Source organism: Tatumella citrea (genome assembly GCF_002163585.1).
GTDB lineage: Bacteria > Pseudomonadota > Gammaproteobacteria > Enterobacterales > Enterobacteriaceae > Tatumella > Tatumella citrea.
In genome coordinates this window covers 2556732-2575777 of sequence record NZ_CP015579.1, presented here as the reverse complement: position 1 = coordinate 2575777, position 19046 = coordinate 2556732, and the positions used below count along the sequence as shown (strand labels likewise).

Annotated in this window: 15 protein-coding genes and 1 tRNA gene; 12 read left to right on the top strand and 4 right to left on the bottom strand. The window is 49.5% G+C overall.

The window, feature by feature from the left end:
- Window positions 1-218 precede the first annotated feature (218 nt).
- The gene (locus A7K98_RS12270) at window positions 219-1913 is read left to right on the top strand and encodes a thiamine pyrophosphate-binding protein (protein ID WP_087488821.1); all 1695 of its coding nucleotides are present in this window, start codon (window positions 219-221) and stop codon (window positions 1911-1913) included.
- Here the strand turns inward: A7K98_RS12270 and A7K98_RS12265 are convergent.
- Window positions 1910-2830 (bottom strand): LysR family transcriptional regulator, encoded by a 921-nt coding sequence (locus A7K98_RS12265; RefSeq protein ID WP_087488820.1) that lies wholly within the window; start codon window positions 2828-2830, stop codon window positions 1910-1912. The genes A7K98_RS12270 and A7K98_RS12265 overlap by 4 nt on opposite strands.
- Window positions 2831-3769: 939 nt before the next feature.
- Here A7K98_RS12265 and A7K98_RS12260 point away from each other — a divergent pair.
- Together A7K98_RS12260 and A7K98_RS12255 are read left to right on the top strand one after the other, a co-directional pair.
- Complete coding sequence (locus A7K98_RS12260; protein ID WP_087488819.1) at window positions 3770-4114, top strand: type II toxin-antitoxin system RelE/ParE family toxin; 345 nt, start codon at window positions 3770-3772, stop codon at window positions 4112-4114.
- A gap of 13 nt (window positions 4115-4127) precedes the next feature.
- Entirely contained in the window at window positions 4128-4430 is a 303-nt protein-coding gene (locus tag A7K98_RS12255; protein WP_087488818.1) for a helix-turn-helix domain-containing protein, read from the top strand.
- A 179-nt stretch (window positions 4431-4609) separates the two neighbouring features.
- Here the strand turns inward: A7K98_RS12255 and A7K98_RS12250 are convergent.
- Window positions 4610-4685, bottom strand: a tRNA-Asn gene (locus A7K98_RS12250).
- Between the two features lie 364 nt (window positions 4686-5049).
- Window positions 5050-5937 (bottom strand): LysR family transcriptional regulator, encoded by an 888-nt coding sequence (locus tag A7K98_RS12245; RefSeq protein WP_087488817.1) that lies wholly within the window; start codon window positions 5935-5937, stop codon window positions 5050-5052.
- A 95-nt stretch (window positions 5938-6032) separates the two neighbouring features.
- On the opposite strand from A7K98_RS12245, the gene A7K98_RS12240 reads away from it, so the two are divergent.
- The 7 genes from A7K98_RS12240 (at window position 6033) to A7K98_RS12210 (ending at window position 13086) form a co-directional block, all read left to right on the top strand.
- Window positions 6033-6818 (top strand): substrate-binding periplasmic protein, encoded by a 786-nt coding sequence (locus tag A7K98_RS12240; protein ID WP_087488816.1) that lies wholly within the window; start codon window positions 6033-6035, stop codon window positions 6816-6818.
- A 5-nt stretch (window positions 6819-6823) separates the two neighbouring features.
- Window positions 6824-7618, top strand: coding sequence for an amino acid ABC transporter ATP-binding protein (locus A7K98_RS12235; protein ID WP_087488815.1), 795 nt, complete (start codon window positions 6824-6826; stop codon window positions 7616-7618).
- Complete coding sequence (locus A7K98_RS12230; RefSeq protein WP_087488814.1) at window positions 7618-8295, top strand: amino acid ABC transporter permease; 678 nt, start codon at window positions 7618-7620, stop codon at window positions 8293-8295. The genes A7K98_RS12235 and A7K98_RS12230 overlap by 1 nt, the downstream gene beginning before the upstream one ends.
- 5 nt (window positions 8296-8300) lie before the next feature.
- A complete protein-coding gene (locus A7K98_RS12225; protein ID WP_087488813.1) occupies window positions 8301-9710 on the top strand; it encodes an MmgE/PrpD family protein in 1410 nt (469 codons plus the stop codon).
- A gap of 168 nt (window positions 9711-9878) precedes the next feature.
- Window positions 9879-10247, top strand: a complete 369-nt coding sequence (locus A7K98_RS12220) for a MerR family transcriptional regulator (RefSeq protein WP_087490488.1) — start codon at window positions 9879-9881, stop codon at window positions 10245-10247.
- 283 nt (window positions 10248-10530) lie between these two features.
- Complete coding sequence (nac, locus tag A7K98_RS12215; RefSeq protein WP_087488812.1) at window positions 10531-11448, top strand: nitrogen assimilation transcriptional regulator NAC; 918 nt, start codon at window positions 10531-10533, stop codon at window positions 11446-11448.
- A 342-nt stretch (window positions 11449-11790) separates the two neighbouring features.
- Window positions 11791-13086, top strand: coding sequence for an NCS2 family permease (locus A7K98_RS12210; protein WP_087488811.1), 1296 nt, complete (start codon window positions 11791-11793; stop codon window positions 13084-13086).
- 115 nt (window positions 13087-13201) lie between these two features.
- On the opposite strand, the gene A7K98_RS12205 is transcribed toward A7K98_RS12210, so the two are convergent.
- A complete protein-coding gene (locus A7K98_RS12205; protein ID WP_407703083.1) occupies window positions 13202-14650 on the bottom strand; it encodes an AMP nucleosidase in 1449 nt (482 codons plus the stop codon).
- A gap of 376 nt (window positions 14651-15026) precedes the next feature.
- Here A7K98_RS12205 and A7K98_RS12200 point away from each other — a divergent pair, with 376 nt between their 5' ends.
- Both A7K98_RS12200 and A7K98_RS12195 read left to right on the top strand, forming a co-directional pair.
- Complete coding sequence (locus A7K98_RS12200) at window positions 15027-16508, top strand: EmmdR/YeeO family multidrug/toxin efflux MATE transporter (RefSeq protein WP_087488809.1); 1482 nt, start codon at window positions 15027-15029, stop codon at window positions 16506-16508.
- A gap of 115 nt (window positions 16509-16623) precedes the next feature.
- The gene (locus A7K98_RS12195; protein WP_087488808.1) at window positions 16624-18741 is read left to right on the top strand and encodes a putative bifunctional diguanylate cyclase/phosphodiesterase; all 2118 of its coding nucleotides are present in this window, start codon (window positions 16624-16626) and stop codon (window positions 18739-18741) included.
- Window positions 18742-19046: the final 305 nt, after the last annotated feature.

Below are 19046 nucleotides of genomic sequence, written 5' to 3'. Positions count from 1 at the left end.
TAATGATTTACAGAATTGAGGAGCAGGATATCGCCTCTGTGACCCTCTGATAATAGCTAAAACTATACCAACAGAACCGACTTTTATGGGTGTTTACGACATACCTTTAAAGGTATGAATGATTTTATTTATAGTATTGGAATGAACTCCACCACTTTAATTAACATCCTGAGACGGCCGGTAGTGGCAATTTTTTGACGAATAAGGGCGTTCAGGCAATGAGTAAGGCATTCACCAGGGTTCAGGATACAAACGCACGTCGTGGTGGTGATGTGTTGTTGGAAGTTTTGGAAAGCGAAGGTGTCGAATATGTTTTTGGCAATCCAGGCACCACTGAGCTTCCGTTTATGGATGCGCTGTTAAGAAAACCCGCCATCAGCTATGTGTTAGCACTACAGGAAGCCAGTGCCGTGGCGATGGCAGATGGTTATGCACAGGCCGCGAGGAAGCCCGGATTTCTTAATCTGCATACTGCCGGTGGGTTAGGTCATGGCATGGGAAATTTGCTCAATGCTAAATGTTCTCAGACACCTTTAGTCGTCACTGCGGGTCAGCAGGATTTACGTCATATGACGTCTGATCCGTTATTGCTCGGTGATCTGGTAGGTATGGGAAAAACCTTTGCCAAGTGGTCACAAGAGGTGACCCATGTTGACCAACTGCCAGTGCTGGTGCGTCGTGCGTTTCACGATGCCGATGCAGCGCCCAAAGGTTCCGTGTTCCTGTCGTTGCCGATGGATGTGATGGAAGCGCTCAGCTCCATAAGCATTGATGCACAGAGTACCATTGACCGGAACCCGGTCGCGGGTTCACTGCCATTGCTGGCCAGTAAATTAGCCGCGTTCACACCAGGAAAGGTCGCACTGATTGCCGGTGATGAAATTTATCAGAGTGATGCCGCCGATGAGGTTGTGGCGCTGGCAGAATTGCTTGCTGCGGATGTTTACGGTTCAACCTGGCCGAATCGTATCCCATACCCTACGGCACATCCGCTATGGCGGGGGAATCTTTCCACTAAAGCCACAGAAATCAGCAAAGCACTCAGCAGATATGATGCCATATTTGCACTGGGTGGTAAGTCATTAATCACCATTCTGTATACCGAAGGGCAAGCGGTACCTGAAGATTGTAAAGTGTTCCAGTTGTCAGCAGATGCCGGCGACTTAGGGCGTACCTACAGCAGTGAACTTTCCCTGGTGGGTAACATTAAATCATCATTAAAAGTATTGCTGCCTGAACTGGAAAAAACCACGCGCGATCATCGGGCGGGTTACCAGAAGCGCTTTGCGGATGCTGTCAGTGAATTCAGGCTAAGCAAAGAAATGTTATCAGAGCAGGTTGCCGAACAACAATCTGCGTCCGTGATAACGCCACTGGTGGCTGCATTTGAAGCGTCCCGGGCCATTGGACCTGATATCCAGATTGTCGATGAAGCTATTGCTACCAGTGATTCGCTGCGCAGATCACTGAATAGTCACCGTGCGGATCAGTACGCATTTTTGCGTGGCGGAGGCCTGGGGTGGGGGATGCCTGCTGCAGTGGGTTACTCACTCGGTCTGGGTAAAGCACCGGTGGTGTGTTTTGTCGGTGATGGCGCGGCGATGTACTCACCGCAAGCACTCTGGACCGCGGCTTACGAAAAACTACCAGTGACTTTTATCGTGATGAATAATACCGAATACAACGTATTAAAAAACTTTATGCGTTCTCAGGAGGATTATACCTCGGCACAAACTGACAGATTTATTGCCATGGATTTGGTTAACCCTGCGATAGATTATCAGGCACTGGGTACTTCGATGGGATTAGAAACCCGTAAAGTGATTCGTGCCGCAGATATTGCACCGGCCGTTGAGGCTGCCCTGGCAAGCGGCAGGCCAAATCTTATTGAAATCATTATCAGCAAAAATTAATTCATCTTCTGTGAAGTCTGTGCTGCGTTTGCAGTGTCTTTAAGGTCGCGGCACAGGCCAAGAAAATGATGTAATGCCGGGTTTTTATTCTTCGCTGACCACATCAGTACATTTTCAATCTGATTAGCGTTTTCCAGGGCTTTGTACACCACTCCTCTGAGCTGACCGTTTTCCATGCTTGCGGGGATAAGTGCCACTCCTGCACCATGTGCGACAAAATTCATCACAGTCTGCTGTACCGTCACTTCCAGTCCTATGTGCGGGCTAAATCCCGCCTTCAGGCATTGTTCCAGAATGGAGTCATAGAGAACAGGTGCACTGTGGCGTGGAACGGTAATAAAGGGCTCATCACTTAACCATTCGAGACTAAAATGGCTGCTTTTCGCCAGCGGATGGCCAGCCGGCAATGCCGCGATTAATGGTTCACTTAACAGCACCATTGAATCGATTCCCGGGCTGGAAGGTTCGGAAAAACTAATGGCTGCATCCAGCCTGCCATCCAGCAAAGCCGTCTTTAAATCCACCGGGATCATCTCCTGAAACTGCACACTGATATCCGGGTACCTTTGCCGGTGCTGCATGGTGACATGCGGAAGGACACTATAGCTTGCGTACATCGTCGCGCCTAATCTGATAAATCCTTTCTGACCGGATTCGAGAGCGCGTATGTTGTTACATGCCTGTTCCAGCAGCCCCAGGATAGCGTGGGAATCACTCAGGAACTGTTCTCCGGCGATAGTCAGGCTAACCCCATTGGCACTTCGGCTAAATAACTTTGCACCTAACGTCGATTCGAGTTGAGCTATTTGCCTGCTTAGCGGAGGCTGGGAAATATTCAGCCTGTCAGCTGCTTTAGAAATGTTCCCGGTTTCAGCCACGGTACAAAAGCTGATTAACTGATTAAGTGTGGGCTTCATATTTTTACTCAGTCAGAGTGGTCATTGTAATGATGTCCTGCCGTGTCAAATATGCATGGAGGTGCGGTGAATTGAAAGTTATCAGAGTAAGTTACGGTGGCTTAGCTGCTTAATTAACCATCCCGTCAAAGGCCTGGCGATTGATTAGGCGGGATTCTGTTGGCCAGAATTCCCACCTTGTCCGGCACTAAGCTTCTCCGGTGACCTCAGCTCCAGTTCCTTTATTACCATGTTTAAAAAAATGATGGGTGAGCCGCCGCAAAATTATCTTAAAAATCAGGCTGGCTAATTCGCAGTAAATCAGCGCTTTTGCTTTCAAGCGTTACCGTTTTTTCAGGAAATAGCTGACAGAAGATAACGGTTAGCTTCATCTGTCTGCAGCAGGCTAAACAGTGTTTATCTCCAGACCAGTCACAGGTCTTAAGAAATTAATCATCAGGTCAGAAGACGCAGGATTCTGAGCAGAAAAAGCATAAGCCCGCTTAGGTTCCCTTGAGCGGGTTTTATGATTTGGTGCCTCTGACCGGCATCGCCTTTGTCATGATTTTGTTGCCTCATTAGCCAGATTCAGACATACAGGTTACCCGCCCAGGCAGGAGGTATGTGCTGTAGTACAGGGAGCATTCTGGCAAGAGAGGCTTAACTCTTCATCCCTAAAAGAATCACCTGATTTCAGTGTGATAGTGCGGTGGCCGGTGAACGTTTTGCAAACTCAGGTTGTACTGTCGTTCAGGTCATTCGTCTTGTTGTATCACTATCACGACTGTTTTTCGGGACAGGTCATATAATGTTGAATGCCATGCATGGGGCGCAATGAAATACCGGATTATATCTCCGGTTTTGTAATAAAGACGCATGGGTCCTTCACTCGATTATTTTATTCTTCGCTCATAGCTTTACATCTATATAGTTTAAGGTCTATATTGCTCAGGAAGTCTTGTGTGGACAGTTATCACCACGGATAGGTTCGATCACTGGTTATGCTCACTCAGCGATAGCGCCAGGATCAGCGTGCTTGCCATGTTGTTAGTTTTGCGGGAAAAGGGGCCTGGCTTATCCAGACCTTATGCGGATACGGTGAAAGGTTCCCGTTACAACAATATGAAAGAGTTGCGTATTCAACATCACGGGGATCCCATCCGTGCATTTTACGCTTTTGATCTGGCGCGTAACGGTATTGTGCTTTGTGCCGGAAACAAAGTCGGTAATGAAAAACGTTTTTATGCTGAGATGCTTCCGGTGGCTGACCGGGAATTCACTCGCTGGCTGAACAGATTAAAATAAGAGGAGTAATTTGATGGTCAGAACGCTGGAACAGCTTATTGCAGATGAAAAACCTGAAGTGCTGGCCCAGGCACAGGCGATGGCAAATGATATTCTGCTCAATATCCACCTTGCCGAATTGCGTGAGAAAGTACAGAAAACTCAGGTGGAAATGGCACAGGCTTTGGGAATCAGGCAACCCACTGTTGCTGTAATGGAGAAACCGGGGCGCGACCTGAAGCTTTCCACGCTCAAACGCTACGTTGAAGCGACCGGCGGCAAACTCCGCCTTGATGTTGAACTGCCGGATGGTTCTCACTATGGATTTGTATTGTGAGTTCTGAGAACCCGCATCAAAGTTTCCCCACCGTTCAGCTAAAAGGGCAACCGAACCAGCGTTACTGGTCATTTTCAGTTTCGGGTGTTTTTACTGAGGGTTGCAGATACTGGCAAGAGGGTAACGGATGGATAAAAAGCAAAAAACCAGATGTCCGCAGACATCTGGTTTCTTTAATATGGCTCCTCTGACTGGACTCGAACCAGTGACATACGGATTAACAGTCCGCCGTTCTACCGACTGAACTACAGAGGAATTGTCTTGAAGACGGGGCGCATAGTAACGGGGTAGCTCCGGGTTGTCAAAACAGTTTTTCCTTTCTGCGGACTGATTGCTGATAAAAGATACACCGGAGCTCGGTGGTATCGAATAAGCCGCCGCTATATCACCGTCTGACAGCCGAAACATCATGAATTCTGACGACCCAACTCCGGGTGTGACAACAGCAGTATGATTTTAGCGGTGATCAGTGCGGTTTTACCGAAAAAAGAATAGGTTTTCATCAAATTACCTCTGAATATCATAGTGTGACATCAGGGTAAACCGTGAAGTATGCTCCATGGTCAGGCGAACATTTCAGGTTTGATCGTTAGCGGTGAGTTTCTGTCCAGTGCAGAAATTAAAGACTGTTCAGTATGCTGTCCATTATGCTGACAAAGTGCGCTGCGGGTTCTGAACAGCTTCCCTGTTCATCGGCAACAGTGACCACTGCAACAGCCAGTGCAGGCCGAAAAGAACGAACTGCCAGCCCGTTAAGGTCAATACCCTTTAACGAAAAATTGTCAACCAGCGTGATATTGTTTTCTCCGGATCTGACCATATTCACCGCCATGCTGTAGCGATTAGTTTCAGTGACGGCTACCTGACGTTGGCTGAATTCCGGTATGTTGGTACTTATCATCGCGACCAACCGCGCATCGGTGGTAATAAAAATCAGGTCCCGGGTATCGATATCCTGCCAGTAAAGATGCTGTTTTTTTGCCAGTGGATGTTTTTCCTGCATCACACAGACCATTTCCCCCTGGCAGGTCACCGGGTAGCGGGATGGGGTGCCGTTATCAGGAATCACCATAAACCCTAAATCGTAACGTCCTTCCTGGACGGCAGATTCAATATCACTGTTAAGACACATATCCGCGACGATGCCATAATCCGGATATGCTTCTCTGAAACGGGCAACAGCTTGCGGTAATACATTTAATGCCAGTGCCGGGGTCGCTGCCACCCTCAATTGCCCGACACGGTAATGACGGATATGTTCTGCCAGCCGGGTGAAACGTTGCTGTTCATGCACGATGCGTAATGCTTCTTTATACAATTCTCTCGCTTCAGGAGTGGGCAACATTTTGCCTTGTTGCCGGCGAAACAAACTGAACCCCAGTTGCTGCTCGGTCAGCGCAAGACTTTTACTGACAGAGGGCTGAGACATGGCCAGTTGGCTGGCCGCCCCGGTGACTGATCCTGTTTTTACAACACAGATGAAAACTTCGAGTTGTCTTGGGGTCATAGCTAATTTCCTGATAACGATAGAAGATTAAGGCATTTTGTTTGCATGCCCTGATGGCTATAAAGTACATGATTATATTCATCTGAGGGTATTAAATGAAAATTTTCCGTTCAGCCAGGTTGTTACTGTCCATTCTTCCCGCATTGTTGTTCGGCTCAGCGGTGGCCAGTGCCGCTGACAGTATCGATACGATTCTGCCGGATCATATTATTCGGGTGGGTGCGGTTAACGCACCTCCATGGTATCAGAAGGACCTGATCACCAACCAATGGAAAGGCCTGGTCCCCGATATTGTTAACGCCATTTTTAAAAATACCGATATCAAAGTGGAATACGTTGATACTCAGTGGGGAACGGCTGTCGCCGGTCTTCAGTCCGGGCGCTTCGATATTCTGGGTGGCTTTAATGCTACTCCGGAACGTGAGAAGGCGGCTGACTTTACCCGCCCAATGGGTTCTCATCAGATGGGGATCCTGACGCTTGATAAAAATACCGAACAGTTCCGGCACTGGTCGACGATTGATTCCTCACACGCCAGACTCGCCGCGATCGATGGTTCTGCTGCTGTGACTTTACTTCAGCCAGAACTTCCCCATGCACAATGGGTGATTGTGCCTGACAGCGACAATATGCAACTTCAGATTGAAAGTGGTCGTGCAGACGCTATGGTGACCAATGATATCCAGATGGCCAGTTATATTCATCAGCGGCATCAGGGAACGATGATTATTCCGTTGCCGGTAAAAGAACAGCCAACCAATATCGGGCTGGCAAAAAATCGCCTGCAGCTCAAAGCCTGGCTGGATCAGCGACTGGCAGTACTGGATAACAGTGGTGCGCTAAAAGCAATTTGGTATCCTTACACTCACCCTGAAAAATAAAATGTATGAAACAGCAGACGGACACTCAACCTTTACTCCGAATTGAACATCTCAGTAAATCCTATTCCGGTCACCGGATTCTGGATGATGTTTCACTGTCGGTTTCTCGCTGTGAAGTGACGGGTATTATTGGGCGCAGCGGGGCAGGGAAGTCAACGTTATTACGTTGCATAAATATGCTGGAAAAGCCGGATGGAGGACATATCTGGCTAAAGGAGGAAGAAATTGGTTTTCACGGCAATCAGCGTAAGCCGGTGTCTGCCAAAACGCTTGCCCGTCAGCGACGATCGGTAGGAATGGTCTTCCAGCATTTTAATCTGTGGCCACATCGTACTGTTTTGCAAAATATCACTGAGGGGCCGGTCCAGGTGGCAGGGCAATCATCTGAAGATGCCACCCGTACAGCACTGGCTCTGCTGGATCAGATGGGATTGTCAGATAAAGCCAATGAATATCCGGTGAAGCTTTCCGGTGGACAACAGCAGCGGGTATCGATAGCGCGGGCACTGGCGATGGCACCGGAAGTGATTTTATTTGATGAACCCACTTCAGCCCTCGACCCTCAGTCAGTAAGTGAAGTCCTGAACGTGATGTCCCGGCTGGCAGAGAACGGAACCACGATGGTGCTGGTGACTCACGAAATGCGTTTCGCATTGCAAGTCTGCGACCGTTTAATTCTGATGGAACAGGGAAAAATTGTCAGCCAGGTCAGACCGGTCGAATTACGAGCTGACCCTGATTCTGCTGCGGCACGTCAGTTTATGGCTTTGTCGGGAATCAATGAAGGAGACCTGTTGTAATGCCCGTCTATCACTGGGACTTTACTGTCCTTTGGCAATATCGTGGAGTGCTGATTTCCGGCATGCTGATGACCGGCGAAATTGTCGCCGCGTCAATTGTTCTCAGCATTGCCGGGGGGCTTCTGCTGGCACCATTGCGCGGCGCCAGCCGGGTGTGGGTACGCTTGCCGGTTCAGACGATTATCGAGGTGGTTCGATCCATTCCTCCGCTGGTACTCATTGTCTGGGCTTACTACTGTCTGCCGATCCTGTTTGGTATCACCCTGTCGTCTTACCTGACCTGTGTTCTTGCAATCTCACTGTATGGCAGTGTTTTTTTTGCTGAAATATTTCGTTCCGGTTTACAGTCTGTCGACCCGGGTCTGGCAGAAGCAGGTTTATCCGTAGGAATGACGCCTTTAAAAGTGTTGATGAGGGTGACCGGGCCCATCGCATTTTTACGTATCCTGCCGGCATTTATTGGCCAGTGTGTTATGTCGATTAAAAACTCAGTGTTGGCCAGTACCATAGCTACCGGAGAAATTCTCTATCAGGGGCAACGGCTCAGTACCGCAACATTTCGTCCTCTGGAGACACTGACCTTCGTTGCCATCTTCTTTGTGGTGATTATTTTACCGTTATCTTTGCTTGCCGGGTATGCCGGTCGCAAGGTGCATACGCGATATTTTACCCGGTGACTTCGATGACAACCCCCATGACCCGGCAACTGATTGACTTCGCCAGCCGGCTTACCGAAGACGATATTCCAGAGGCTGTACGTCATAAGATAAGGCTGCATTTGCTGGATACTCTTGGCTGTGGCTGGGCCAGTAGCCAGCATTCTGTCAGTGCTCCGTTTTTACAGGCTGCCAGAATTTCTGGTGGAGAAGGTCGCTGCAGCGTATTTGGTCATCACGGATTCAGCCCGTTATCGGCAGTATTCGCCAATGCATCAGTCATTAATGCGCTCGATCATGATGATGGTGCTGAAATTCAGGGCAAAGGGTTGGGACACCCGGGGGCCAGCCTGATTGCCTGTGCATTAACCGCACTCGATCTTTGCGATAAACCAGTCAGTACAGGGCGGTTAATTACAGTACTGGCCGCCGGTTACGAACTGAACAACCGGCTAATCTATGCCATTCAGCCCACTGCTGACAGATTTCATCAGGTCTATGGTGTTGCACAACACCAGTCCATTGGTTCCGCCTTAGTGGCAGGGCTGTTGCTGGATTTTAATCAGCAACAGCTGAACGATGCGATAGGTCTTGCCGCCGTGCTCACACCGTTACCTTCTATGCATCAGTATAACTGGCAACAGCGGCCATTAATGTCTCTCAAAGATGCCGTTGCACCGGCAGCACAGGCGGCATTACAGGCTGTGTTGCTGGTGCAGCAAGGCATTCGTGGCAGCCAGGACGTACTGGACGGTCATCAGGGCTTCTGGAGAATGATAGGTTCAGATCAGATAGAGCAATCGGTGATGACAGAGGGTTTAGGGAGCCACTGGTACGCGGCTTACGGCAGTTTCAAGATCTTTCCGGCCTGTCGATGGCTGGCCTGTGCACTGGAGTGCATGCAGCATATTCGCCGGGCAACCGGCTGGAATCCTGATGATATTGCAGCTGTCAGGATTTATTCATTCCCGCGACTGGTTAATGACCTGATGGACAGCCAGCCGCAAACCATTACTGATGCGCAGTTTAGTTTACCCTGGACTCTGGCAATGGTGGCGGCCGGGATCCCCGCAGGGGCTGACTGGTATTCGGAGCCAACATTGCAGAACCGTGGTTATCAGGCGTTGGCTGCTAAAATTACCGCCAGCGTGGATAAGGAGCTCACGGCAAGGATGGATGGCGCGGCCAGACAACCTGGTGCGCGGGTAGAGGTGATTCATCACAACGGACAAACCTACAGTCATCAGCAATTGATCCCATCAGGAAGCGCAGGGCGACCGTTACCTGAATCACAAATAGTGGCCAAAGCCAGACATAATCTGCATGCTGCACCGGGTGCCGGTGAGGAGATTATCCGGCGTATAATGCAGGGTAACTCACAGATTAGTTACAGTTCGGCTGCCGGGCTGAACGGTTCAGACTGCAGTCTGTTTTGATTCAGGCTGTTAACTCAGCAAATTAAAACTCTTACCCGGTATAATAGACTATCGGCGGCTGTGGGCTGGGCTAGTTATCATATTATTACCGGCCCGCCAGTGGCGGCTGCGTTTGCCATGAATCTGACGATGACAGAGTCAGTGATTTCATTCCAACAAGGAGCGGTTATGCTCATCGGAGAACTGGCGGCGAAATCCGGGGTATCAAGAGATACCATTCGCTATTATCAGCGTATCGGGCTGATTGGTCCTGCGCCGTCAAACGGCGGTACCAATAACTATCGTTGTTATACCGCCAGAGATTTAACCCGCCTCGGGATGATCAGACATGCCAGGGCGCTCGGGTTTTCTTCTGGTGAGATTACTGAAGTGATTGTGGCCCGGGGTGATGAGCAGCTGAGTGTCGATGAAAAACGCGCCCGTCTGCAGGCTAAACTGGAGCAGGTTGAGGCAAAAGCTATTGCGTTAGCCGCGCTGGAGAGCGGGTTGCGTGCCACGCTGGAGAAAGTCGGGCAACCCTGCGAAGACGACTTTTAAGCCTGTTATGTAAGCCTGATTGATGAGTTATCTGAAAATCAATCTGCACTAATGGCTGACATTTTGCACTGGCCTGGTGCGTTTTTTTAAACTCTTTGTCATCGAACTGAAATATCTCCATGCTCAAAAAAACAACAGAACAGCCTCTTTTCATAGTGTTTTTGTTATGACCTGTCGTCCCGGACAGGCTTTATTCATTTCTGGCCTGGTTATTGCAACTATCGGAATATCCATCCAAAGGCATAGCCTGTTTTGAGTTTCCGGATTTCGTGACGGGGGAAAAATGAATCTAAGACGTCTGAAATACTTTGTGAAAATTGTCGATATCGGCAGTCTTACCCAGGCCGCAGAAGTTCTGCATATTGCGCAACCAGCACTGAGCCAACAGGTTGCTACGCTCGAAGGCGAGATGGACCAGCAATTGCTGATCCGTACCAAGCGTGGAGTGACTCCGACGGATGCTGGTAAAGTCCTTTATACCCATGCCCGCAATATTTTGCGGCAGTGCGAACAGGCGCAACTGGCGGTGAACAATGCCGGGCATACGTTAAGTGGCCAGGTTTCCATTGGGCTGGCTCCCGGTACTGCAGCATCTTCCCTGGTGATGCCATTACTGCAAAAGCTGCGCGAAACCTATCCGGAAATTTTAGTCTACCTGCACGAGAACAGCGGCCATGCGCTGAACGATAAAGTGCTTAATGGTCAGCTGGATATGGCATTGCTTTATGACCGGACCCCGGTGGCCGGACTGAACTGTCAGCCATTAATGAAAGAAGAGCTGTATCTGGTAGGCACCGGAACTTCACCAGGACAAACGGTTGATTTGAGCGAAGTTGCCGGCATGAATCTTTACCTGCCACGCGACTACAGTGCGGTTCGGCAGCGGGTTGATGAAGCATTTTCGCTGCGTCGGTTAAGTGCACATATCATTGGTGAAATTGAATCTCTGTCAACTTTGTCAGCGGCAATTTCCAGTGGCATGGGTGTTTCGGTGCTGCCTGAATCTGCGGCCAAATCTCTGACAGCGCCAATCAATGGCTGGATGGCAAAAATTACTGCACCTTCCTTACACCTGCCTTTATCGCTGAATATCTCCTCGGCTTTACCACTGTCTGGTTCGGCTCAGGCGGTTAAAAATTGCCTGTTATCTCTGACCCAACAAACTGCAGTGGATGAACATGAACTGATGCTGGTCAGTTAGCCAGCAGTTTTCTGGTCAGATGCCGGTAATCCGGCATCGCTATGACTTTTCCTGCCGGTAATCAGAAAAACTTATTGCTCCCGGTGCCGCCGATGATTAGGATCGGCAGCCGGAAGGAAAACGTTTGCGCCTTCATGGTGCAGTGAACGGTCGTTTTTCTGTCCAGCTATTCTCCAGGAATCCTGACCTGTGCTATGCCATGGCACGGGTTTTGCTTGTGTAATTCTGTTTGGGGTGATGTGAAACAGCCCTCTGTCGGACACGGATCCGCAGAGGGCTGTTTCAGAAATGCCGTAATAAAAATGAAAATCGTGGTAAGCGATATCAAAAAGGGATCGACTCATGCTTGAAAAACTCTTTAAGTTGAAAGCAAATAAAACCAGCGTTCGTACTGAAGTGATTGCCGGATGTACGACCTTCCTGGCAATGGCCTATATCCTGTTTGTTAACCCTAGCATCCTTGGTGCCACCGGGATGGATAAAGGTGCCGTATTCGTAGCCACCTGTCTTGCTGCAGCTATCGGTTCTGTATTGATGGGCATGATTGCCAATCTGCCGATTGCTCTGGCTCCGGGCATGGGCCTGAATGCCTTTTTCACCTATACCGTTGTTCTGCACATGGGTTACCACTGGCAGGTTGCTCTGGGGGCGGTATTTATTTCGGCACTGATCTTCTTTGCACTCTCGCTGTTTAAGATCCGTGAATGGATTATTAAAAGCATTCCGCTGGCGCTGCGCTCTGCGATTGTTGCGGGTATTGGTCTGTTCCTTGCGCTGATAGCTCTTGAAGGTGCCGGTATCGTGGTGGGCAACCCTGCGACCCTGGTGGGTATCGGTGATATCACCAAACCCGGTGCATTGTTGGCACTGTTTGGTTTCTTCCTGATAGTGATTCTGGAAGCACGTAAGGTCACCGGTTCAGTGCTGATTGGTATCCTGGTCGTTACTGCTATCTCAATGTTGACGGGGCTGACACCGTTTGCAGGCATTTTCTCTGCACCGCCATCGCTGGCGCCAACTTTCCTGAAGCTGGATATTGCCGGGGCGTTTAATATCGGTCTGGTCAGTGTTATTTTTGCTTTCCTGTTTGTCGATGTGTTTGATAACTCTGGTACCCTGATTGGCGTCACCCGTCGTGCCGGCTTAACTGACGAGCAGGGGAATGTGCCATCCATGGGACGAGCGCTGGTAGCAGACAGTGCAGCAGCCTTGTTTGGTTCTTTGCTTGGCACTTCAACCACCACCAGTTTTGTCGAATCAGCCGCCGGAGTCAGTGCCGGAGGTCGTACCGGTCTGACATCGGTGGTGGTGGCTATTCTGTTCCTGCTATCACTGTTTTTCTCGCCACTGGCGGGCAGTGTTCCTGTTTACGCAACAGCACCAGCGCTGTTATTTGTTGCCGTACTGATGACCTCCGGGCTGGCAGAAATTGACTGGAAGGACATTACCACCGCCGCACCGGTAACCATCACCGCCCTGGCCATGCCATTTACCTATTCCATTGCCAACGGGATTGCTTTCGGGTTTATTACCTGGACTGTAGTGAAGTTGCTGAGCGGCCGGGTACGTGAAGTCAATCCGGCATTGATCATTTTATCAATTCTGTTTGTGATTAAACTTGGCTGGTTAAGTGCCTGAGTTATGAACGATACAAGCCAGGGAGACGGGGAAAGGCCGGTCTGTCGTGGCTGATATAGCAGGGGGCGGATTTTCCGCCCCCTGTTTTTTTATGGCTTGCTGACGATTTATCCTGTCAGCGGAACGGCGGCTCATCGAAAGTACGAAGCTTACGCGAGTGCAGGCGGTCGGCCTCAGCCTGCAACAAAGATACGGCACAAATTCCAATGTGCAGATGTTCTGAAATCGCACCTTCGTAAAACCGGTTAGCCTGACCAGGCAGCTTTATTTCACCATGCAGGGGTTTATCAGAAACGCAGAGCAAGGTTCCATAGGGCACACGAAAACGATAACCCTGAGCAGCAATAGTGGCACTTTCCATATCTACTGCAATGGCTCTGCTTTGATTAAAGCGTAAGGCAGAAGCGGCATAACGTAATTCCCAGTTGCGGTCATCGGTAGTGACCACCGTGCCGGTCCTCAACCGTAGTTTTATATCTTCCCCGTGAATCCCGCTGACCTGCCGTGTCGCATCATATAATGCCCGCTGTACCTCGGCGATACTGGGCACCGGAATATCGGGTGGTAGTACGGAGTCCAGTACATGATCATCCCGTAAATAGGCATGTGCCAGCACATAATCGCCAATTCTCTGGCTTTCACGTAAACCTCCACAATGGCCAATCATCAGCCAGGCATGTGGGCGCAGTACTGCCAGATGGTCACATATGGTTTTGGCATTTGACGGACCCACACCAATATTGATCAAAGTGATTCCGCGCTTATTAGCAGCTATCAGGTGCCATGCCGGCATCTGATGCTTTTTCCAGGCAAGATCGGTGACAATATCTTCCGGTTGCTGACTTTCAGCGGTTATTTCTATCCCTCCGGCACAGACCAGTCGGGTATAAGGTGTCGCCGGGTCCCGCACCTGGGCTACCGCCCAACTGACGAACTCATCGACATAGCGGTTATAGTTGGTAAACAGGACAAAAGGCTGAAAATCAGCGGTGGAAGTTCCTGTGTAATGGCGCAGTCGGGCGAGAGAAAAATCGGTCCGCAAAGCGTCAAATTGTCCCAGCGGAAAATCACCTTCCTGATTCAGCAACCCGTCAGAAATCTCATTACCGATATGCGACAGGTCGGTCACGGGAAAATAGCGGGCAATACTGGCCATTATCTCTCTGTCGGCGGGCAGTTCGGTCCCTTCAATTACATAAGGATAAGGGATTTCTGTCCGGGAAGGGCGGACTTCCAGAGTAAAGTCATATTCACTCGCCAGCATAGTGAGCTGTTCATACAGATAATGCCGTAACAAGGCTGGCTGAGTGACCGTTGTGGCATAGCTGCCCTGACGGGTGAAACGTCCCCAGGCACGTATCCGGCTGGCAGGTGCAGTCTCTCCCTTCCAGACAAGATGTAACTCAGGATAGACGAACAGTCCCGCAGCACGGGCGACCGGGTCAGGTAATATTCCGTTGCGGGCGTAGTTTTGCAATGCATCACGCAGAGCAGTGACGGATTTCTGGTACCGGGACTCGAGATCATCCAGGGCGCGTTCTATATCTTCAGCAAGTACAGTCATTTTAGCTCCGGTCATCGAGGTTCTTGTGAGTCAGCTGGCAGTGACCAATTATTACCTGGTAAACCCGTCAGAGAAACTTAAGGTTTTTCTGAAAACCCTGATCATCAGTGACGGTGCTGTATAATTTATATTCACAGGTTCGGTATAAGTAACTAATGATTCTGCAAAGATAAAAATTATTTTTAATAAATAACAATGTATCAGATTTGTTAAGTAGTGTTTTTGGAATACGGGGTATAGAATTATTCTGCCAGAGCAGACCGCCTGACAGTATCCCCTGATAATGATATTAACCAGTGACAAACAAACCGCTCAGTCAGCAATGGCGGCCTCTTGTTTGTAATTAATTCAATGGCTTATATGATTTGGTATCCCCTTGCGAAATCCAGGTGTAGCGTTAAAAGAAGCAATACAAAAGACGGAGTGGTATCCCAGACGTAAGCGGTACTCGACGTTATTGCGCCGGGAAATTACCCCACTGGCAGTACCCATTCTGATTGAAAATACCTGCGTTTTATTAATGGGGGTACTCAGTACTTTCCTGGTGAGTTGGTTGGGTAAGGCGGCGATGGCTGGGGTAGGGTTGGCTGACAGTTTTAATATGGTGGTTATCTCTTTTTTTGCCGCCGTTGATTTAGGGACCACCGTAGTAGTCGCCTTCAGTCTGGCAAAAAGAGAAGGTAAACGCGCCAGAGCTGCGGCCCGTCAGTCACTTGGGCTAATGACTGTCATCGGTTTTTTACTGGTGATTGTCATCGAAATCTGGGGACATGCGATAATCAACCTGATTGCCGGCAGTGCTGAGCCAGACGTAAAAGCTTTTGCGCTCAATTATTTACAGGTGTCGGCCTGGAGTTATCCTGCGGCTGCGATTGCCTTGATCGGCAGTGGTGCATTACGTGGTGCCGGAAATACTAAAATTCCTATGTTGATTAATGCAGGAATGAATATACTGAACATTGTCATCAGTAGCGTCCTGATTTATGGCTGCTTTTCCTGGAAAGGGTTGGGTTTTACCGGGGCAGGATTAGGGCTGACAATTTCCCGCTATCTGGGCGCTGCGGTGGTGATTATTGTTTTGATGGGGCGTTACAACGGCGCACTGACGATTCCTTTGAAGAGCTATTTTCGTCGCTGGAATTTTGTCATTCTGACCGAGGTTTTAAGCATTGGTATACCGGCCAGTATCGAGTCAGTGTTATTTAACGGCGGGAAATTACTGACCCAGGTGTATGTGGCCGGAATGGGCACCAGTGAAATTGCCGGTAACTTTATTGCATTTTCGATTGCCTCACTGATTAACCTGCCCGGCAATGCTCTGGGATCGGCATCGACGATCATTACAGGTAAGCGGCTGGGTAAAAATCAGGTCTATCAGGCTTCGATACAGGTACGACATGTGTTCTGGTTATCGACTTTTGGTTTGTGCTGCCTGGCTCTTTTGTCAGCTCCACTTGCCGGGGTACTGGCACGTTTTTATACCAAAGACCCGGAAGTTATCCGGGTGACTGAACATCTTATCTGGTTAAACGCGGCATTTATGCCAATCTGGGCAACATCCTGGGTTCTGCCGGCCAGCTTTAAAGGGGCCAGAGATGCGCGTTTTGCAATGTATGTTTCGATGTTTAGCATGTGGGGTGCCAGGGTCGTTCTGGGCTACCTGCTAGGCATTTATTTGGGTATGGGTGTCATTGGCGTATGGTTAGGGATGTTTCTTGACTGGGCAGTACGCGGAGCCTGTTTCTGGTGGCGACTGGTCAGTGGTAGCTGGTTAAATAACTATCGCCGGTTACAGGCCAAAGCCGCTGCGGCGGCCGCAAAAGTCCGGGAAATACCGCAGGAGGCGGCAGAAAAGTAGCGTGCTGCTTTTAAAGCATTAATGCATCGTTTGCTCTATTCACTGTGTAGTCAGTTTCTGCGCTCAGCAGAAGAGGCAGCTAAACAGAACCGCAGTTCACCGTTAAGCAGGATATATGATGAGCAGAGCAACAAAATTAACTCTCCGGACAGCTTCCGGGTCAGAGGCACCATCAGCCGAACCGACATCGTTTGCGGTTTTTAAAGAACTGGTGTTTGACCATATTCCTCTGCCTGCCTGGTTTGTTTCAGCCAATGGCCGCGAGGTGGTTGCCAACCATTGCTGGCATGAAAAAATGGCGATACTCGCCGCAAAAACGCCAGAAGGGTGGCTAAGCTGGTTGCATCCTGAAGATAAGGTGGTGGTAAGCGCGGCCTGGGCCGGTGCGTTACAACATCGCTTGCCATTTCATCATCAGGTTCGGCTGGCGCTGGCTGATGGGAGTTTCAGCTGGCATATTGTTTATGCTTATTATCTTGAATCATTTGATTGCTGGCTGGTGAAGTTTTTCGATATTGATGAGATGCAGATGGCTAAGGTCCGTGCCAACGATGATCTGCGTCACTCAAAGAGTATGCTGGATGCCAGCATTGATTGTATCAAGGTCATTAATCCCGACGGCAACCTGGTGGATATGAATTTCTCTGGTTGTGAAGCTCTGGGCGTGAATCCGGACTCCGGATTTGGGATGGAGTGGCTGAATCTGTTGCCTCGTGAAATTCGCGAACGGGGTCGTAAAGCCTTGAAAATAGCGAGAACCGGAACCAATGCACGTTTTTCCGGCAAAAGTCAGCTACCAGGCAGTGATCCTTTCTACTGGGACAATATTCTGACACCGGTACTGGGGCCAGACGGAAAAGTGGTCAGCATTCTCTGTGTATCACGGGATATTACCGAACTACATGTTGCTGAACAGCGATTTAAGTATATCAGCGAACATGATGATCTTACCGGATTGTATAACCGCCGCGTTTTCCACAGCTCGCTGAAAAAATATCTCAGGACTGTCGGTGCGCAAAATACGTCACTGGCGGTCATGCTGATCGACCTCGATTATTTCAAACTGGTGAACGATACGCTCGGTCATGTCGCCGGTGATCATCTGTTGTCTGTGCTGTCGAAACGGCTGAGCCGCTATTTGCCGGAAAAAGCTTTTGTCGCGCGGATTGGCGGTGATGAATTTGCTGTCATATTCCCTGGTCTCGAAAACCGCGAGCAATTACAGCAGGCGGGCACGAAGCTGATTGAAGATACCTGCAAACCGCTGAGTTACCAGGGGCATGTAATCTCTTTTAGTCTGAGCATCGGTGGCGCGGTATTCCCGGCCCACGCGACTGATAGTACCGCGCTGATTAAAGCAGCAGATATTGCGCTGAATGAATTAAAGCGCAACGGACGTGGTGGTATCTGTTGTTTTGAACCGTCGATGACCCAACTGGTGGATACTACCCGTAATCAGCTGGAGCAGGCCAAAGATATTATTCAGAATAAAGCCATCCTGCCATTTTATCAGCCTAAAGTCCGGTTAACTGACGGTCAGATTATCGGTATGGAAGCGTTAATGCGTTTTTATAATACTCAGGGAGAGCTCTGTTTCCCCGGAGATATCTGGGCTGCCTTCGAAAACTATGCGCTGGTCGAAAGGATTGGCTTTTTTATTCGTGACCGGGTATTTGCTGATATTCGTCAGTGGATCGACCAGGGGCTGGAAGTGGTGCCGGTTTCCGTCAATGCATCACCGGTAGAGTTTATGCGGGATAATTATGCAGAAAAATTCCTGCAACAGATGCAAAAGTACGCTTTGCCACCGGAACTGTTGGAAGTCGAAATTACCGAGCATATGTTCGATGGCCGGGGAGCCGGTTATGTGTTCCGTGCAATCAAACTACTGAAAGATAAAGGTGTCAGAATATCGCTGGATGATTTTGGTACCGGCTATTCTGCTCTGGCAAATATCCGTGATTATCCGGTCGATGTGATCAAAGTTGATCGCACTTTTGTCAGCAGTCTGAGTCAAGGCAAAGAGGGACTGGCGGTAATTAAAGCCTTACTGTTGTTGGCAACACAACTGGAACTGGATGTTGTGGCCGAGGGTATAGAAAATCCTGAGCAACGTGAGTTTTTGATTAACGAAGGCTATTTGCAGGGGCAGGGGTTCCTGTTTAGTGCCGCTGTTCCTGCAAGCACCATCAGTAAATATCTGGCGAATCTGGCCACCCACAAACTGTTGTAAGCCGCAGTACACCGACCACCGCGAAACTGCAGGTTCCACGGTGGTCGTTGTGCTTTCATCCGGTAACAGGGCTCGTTTACAGGCTGAAAGCACGTTAGCTTTCCCACTCAGTGAACAGTGACAGCAGGGCCGATACGACTTCCTTACTTGCCTTTGAATCCGTTGTTATTCATTTCGTCACAGCCATCTCCGGCCACCCATGATTGTCTGTTCATCGGCTGAAAATCGTTTTTTAATGACACCGACATCCCCCCGGGATATTGACATCGGGCGACAGAAAGGTGCCAGCACCCGTTAGTCAGAAG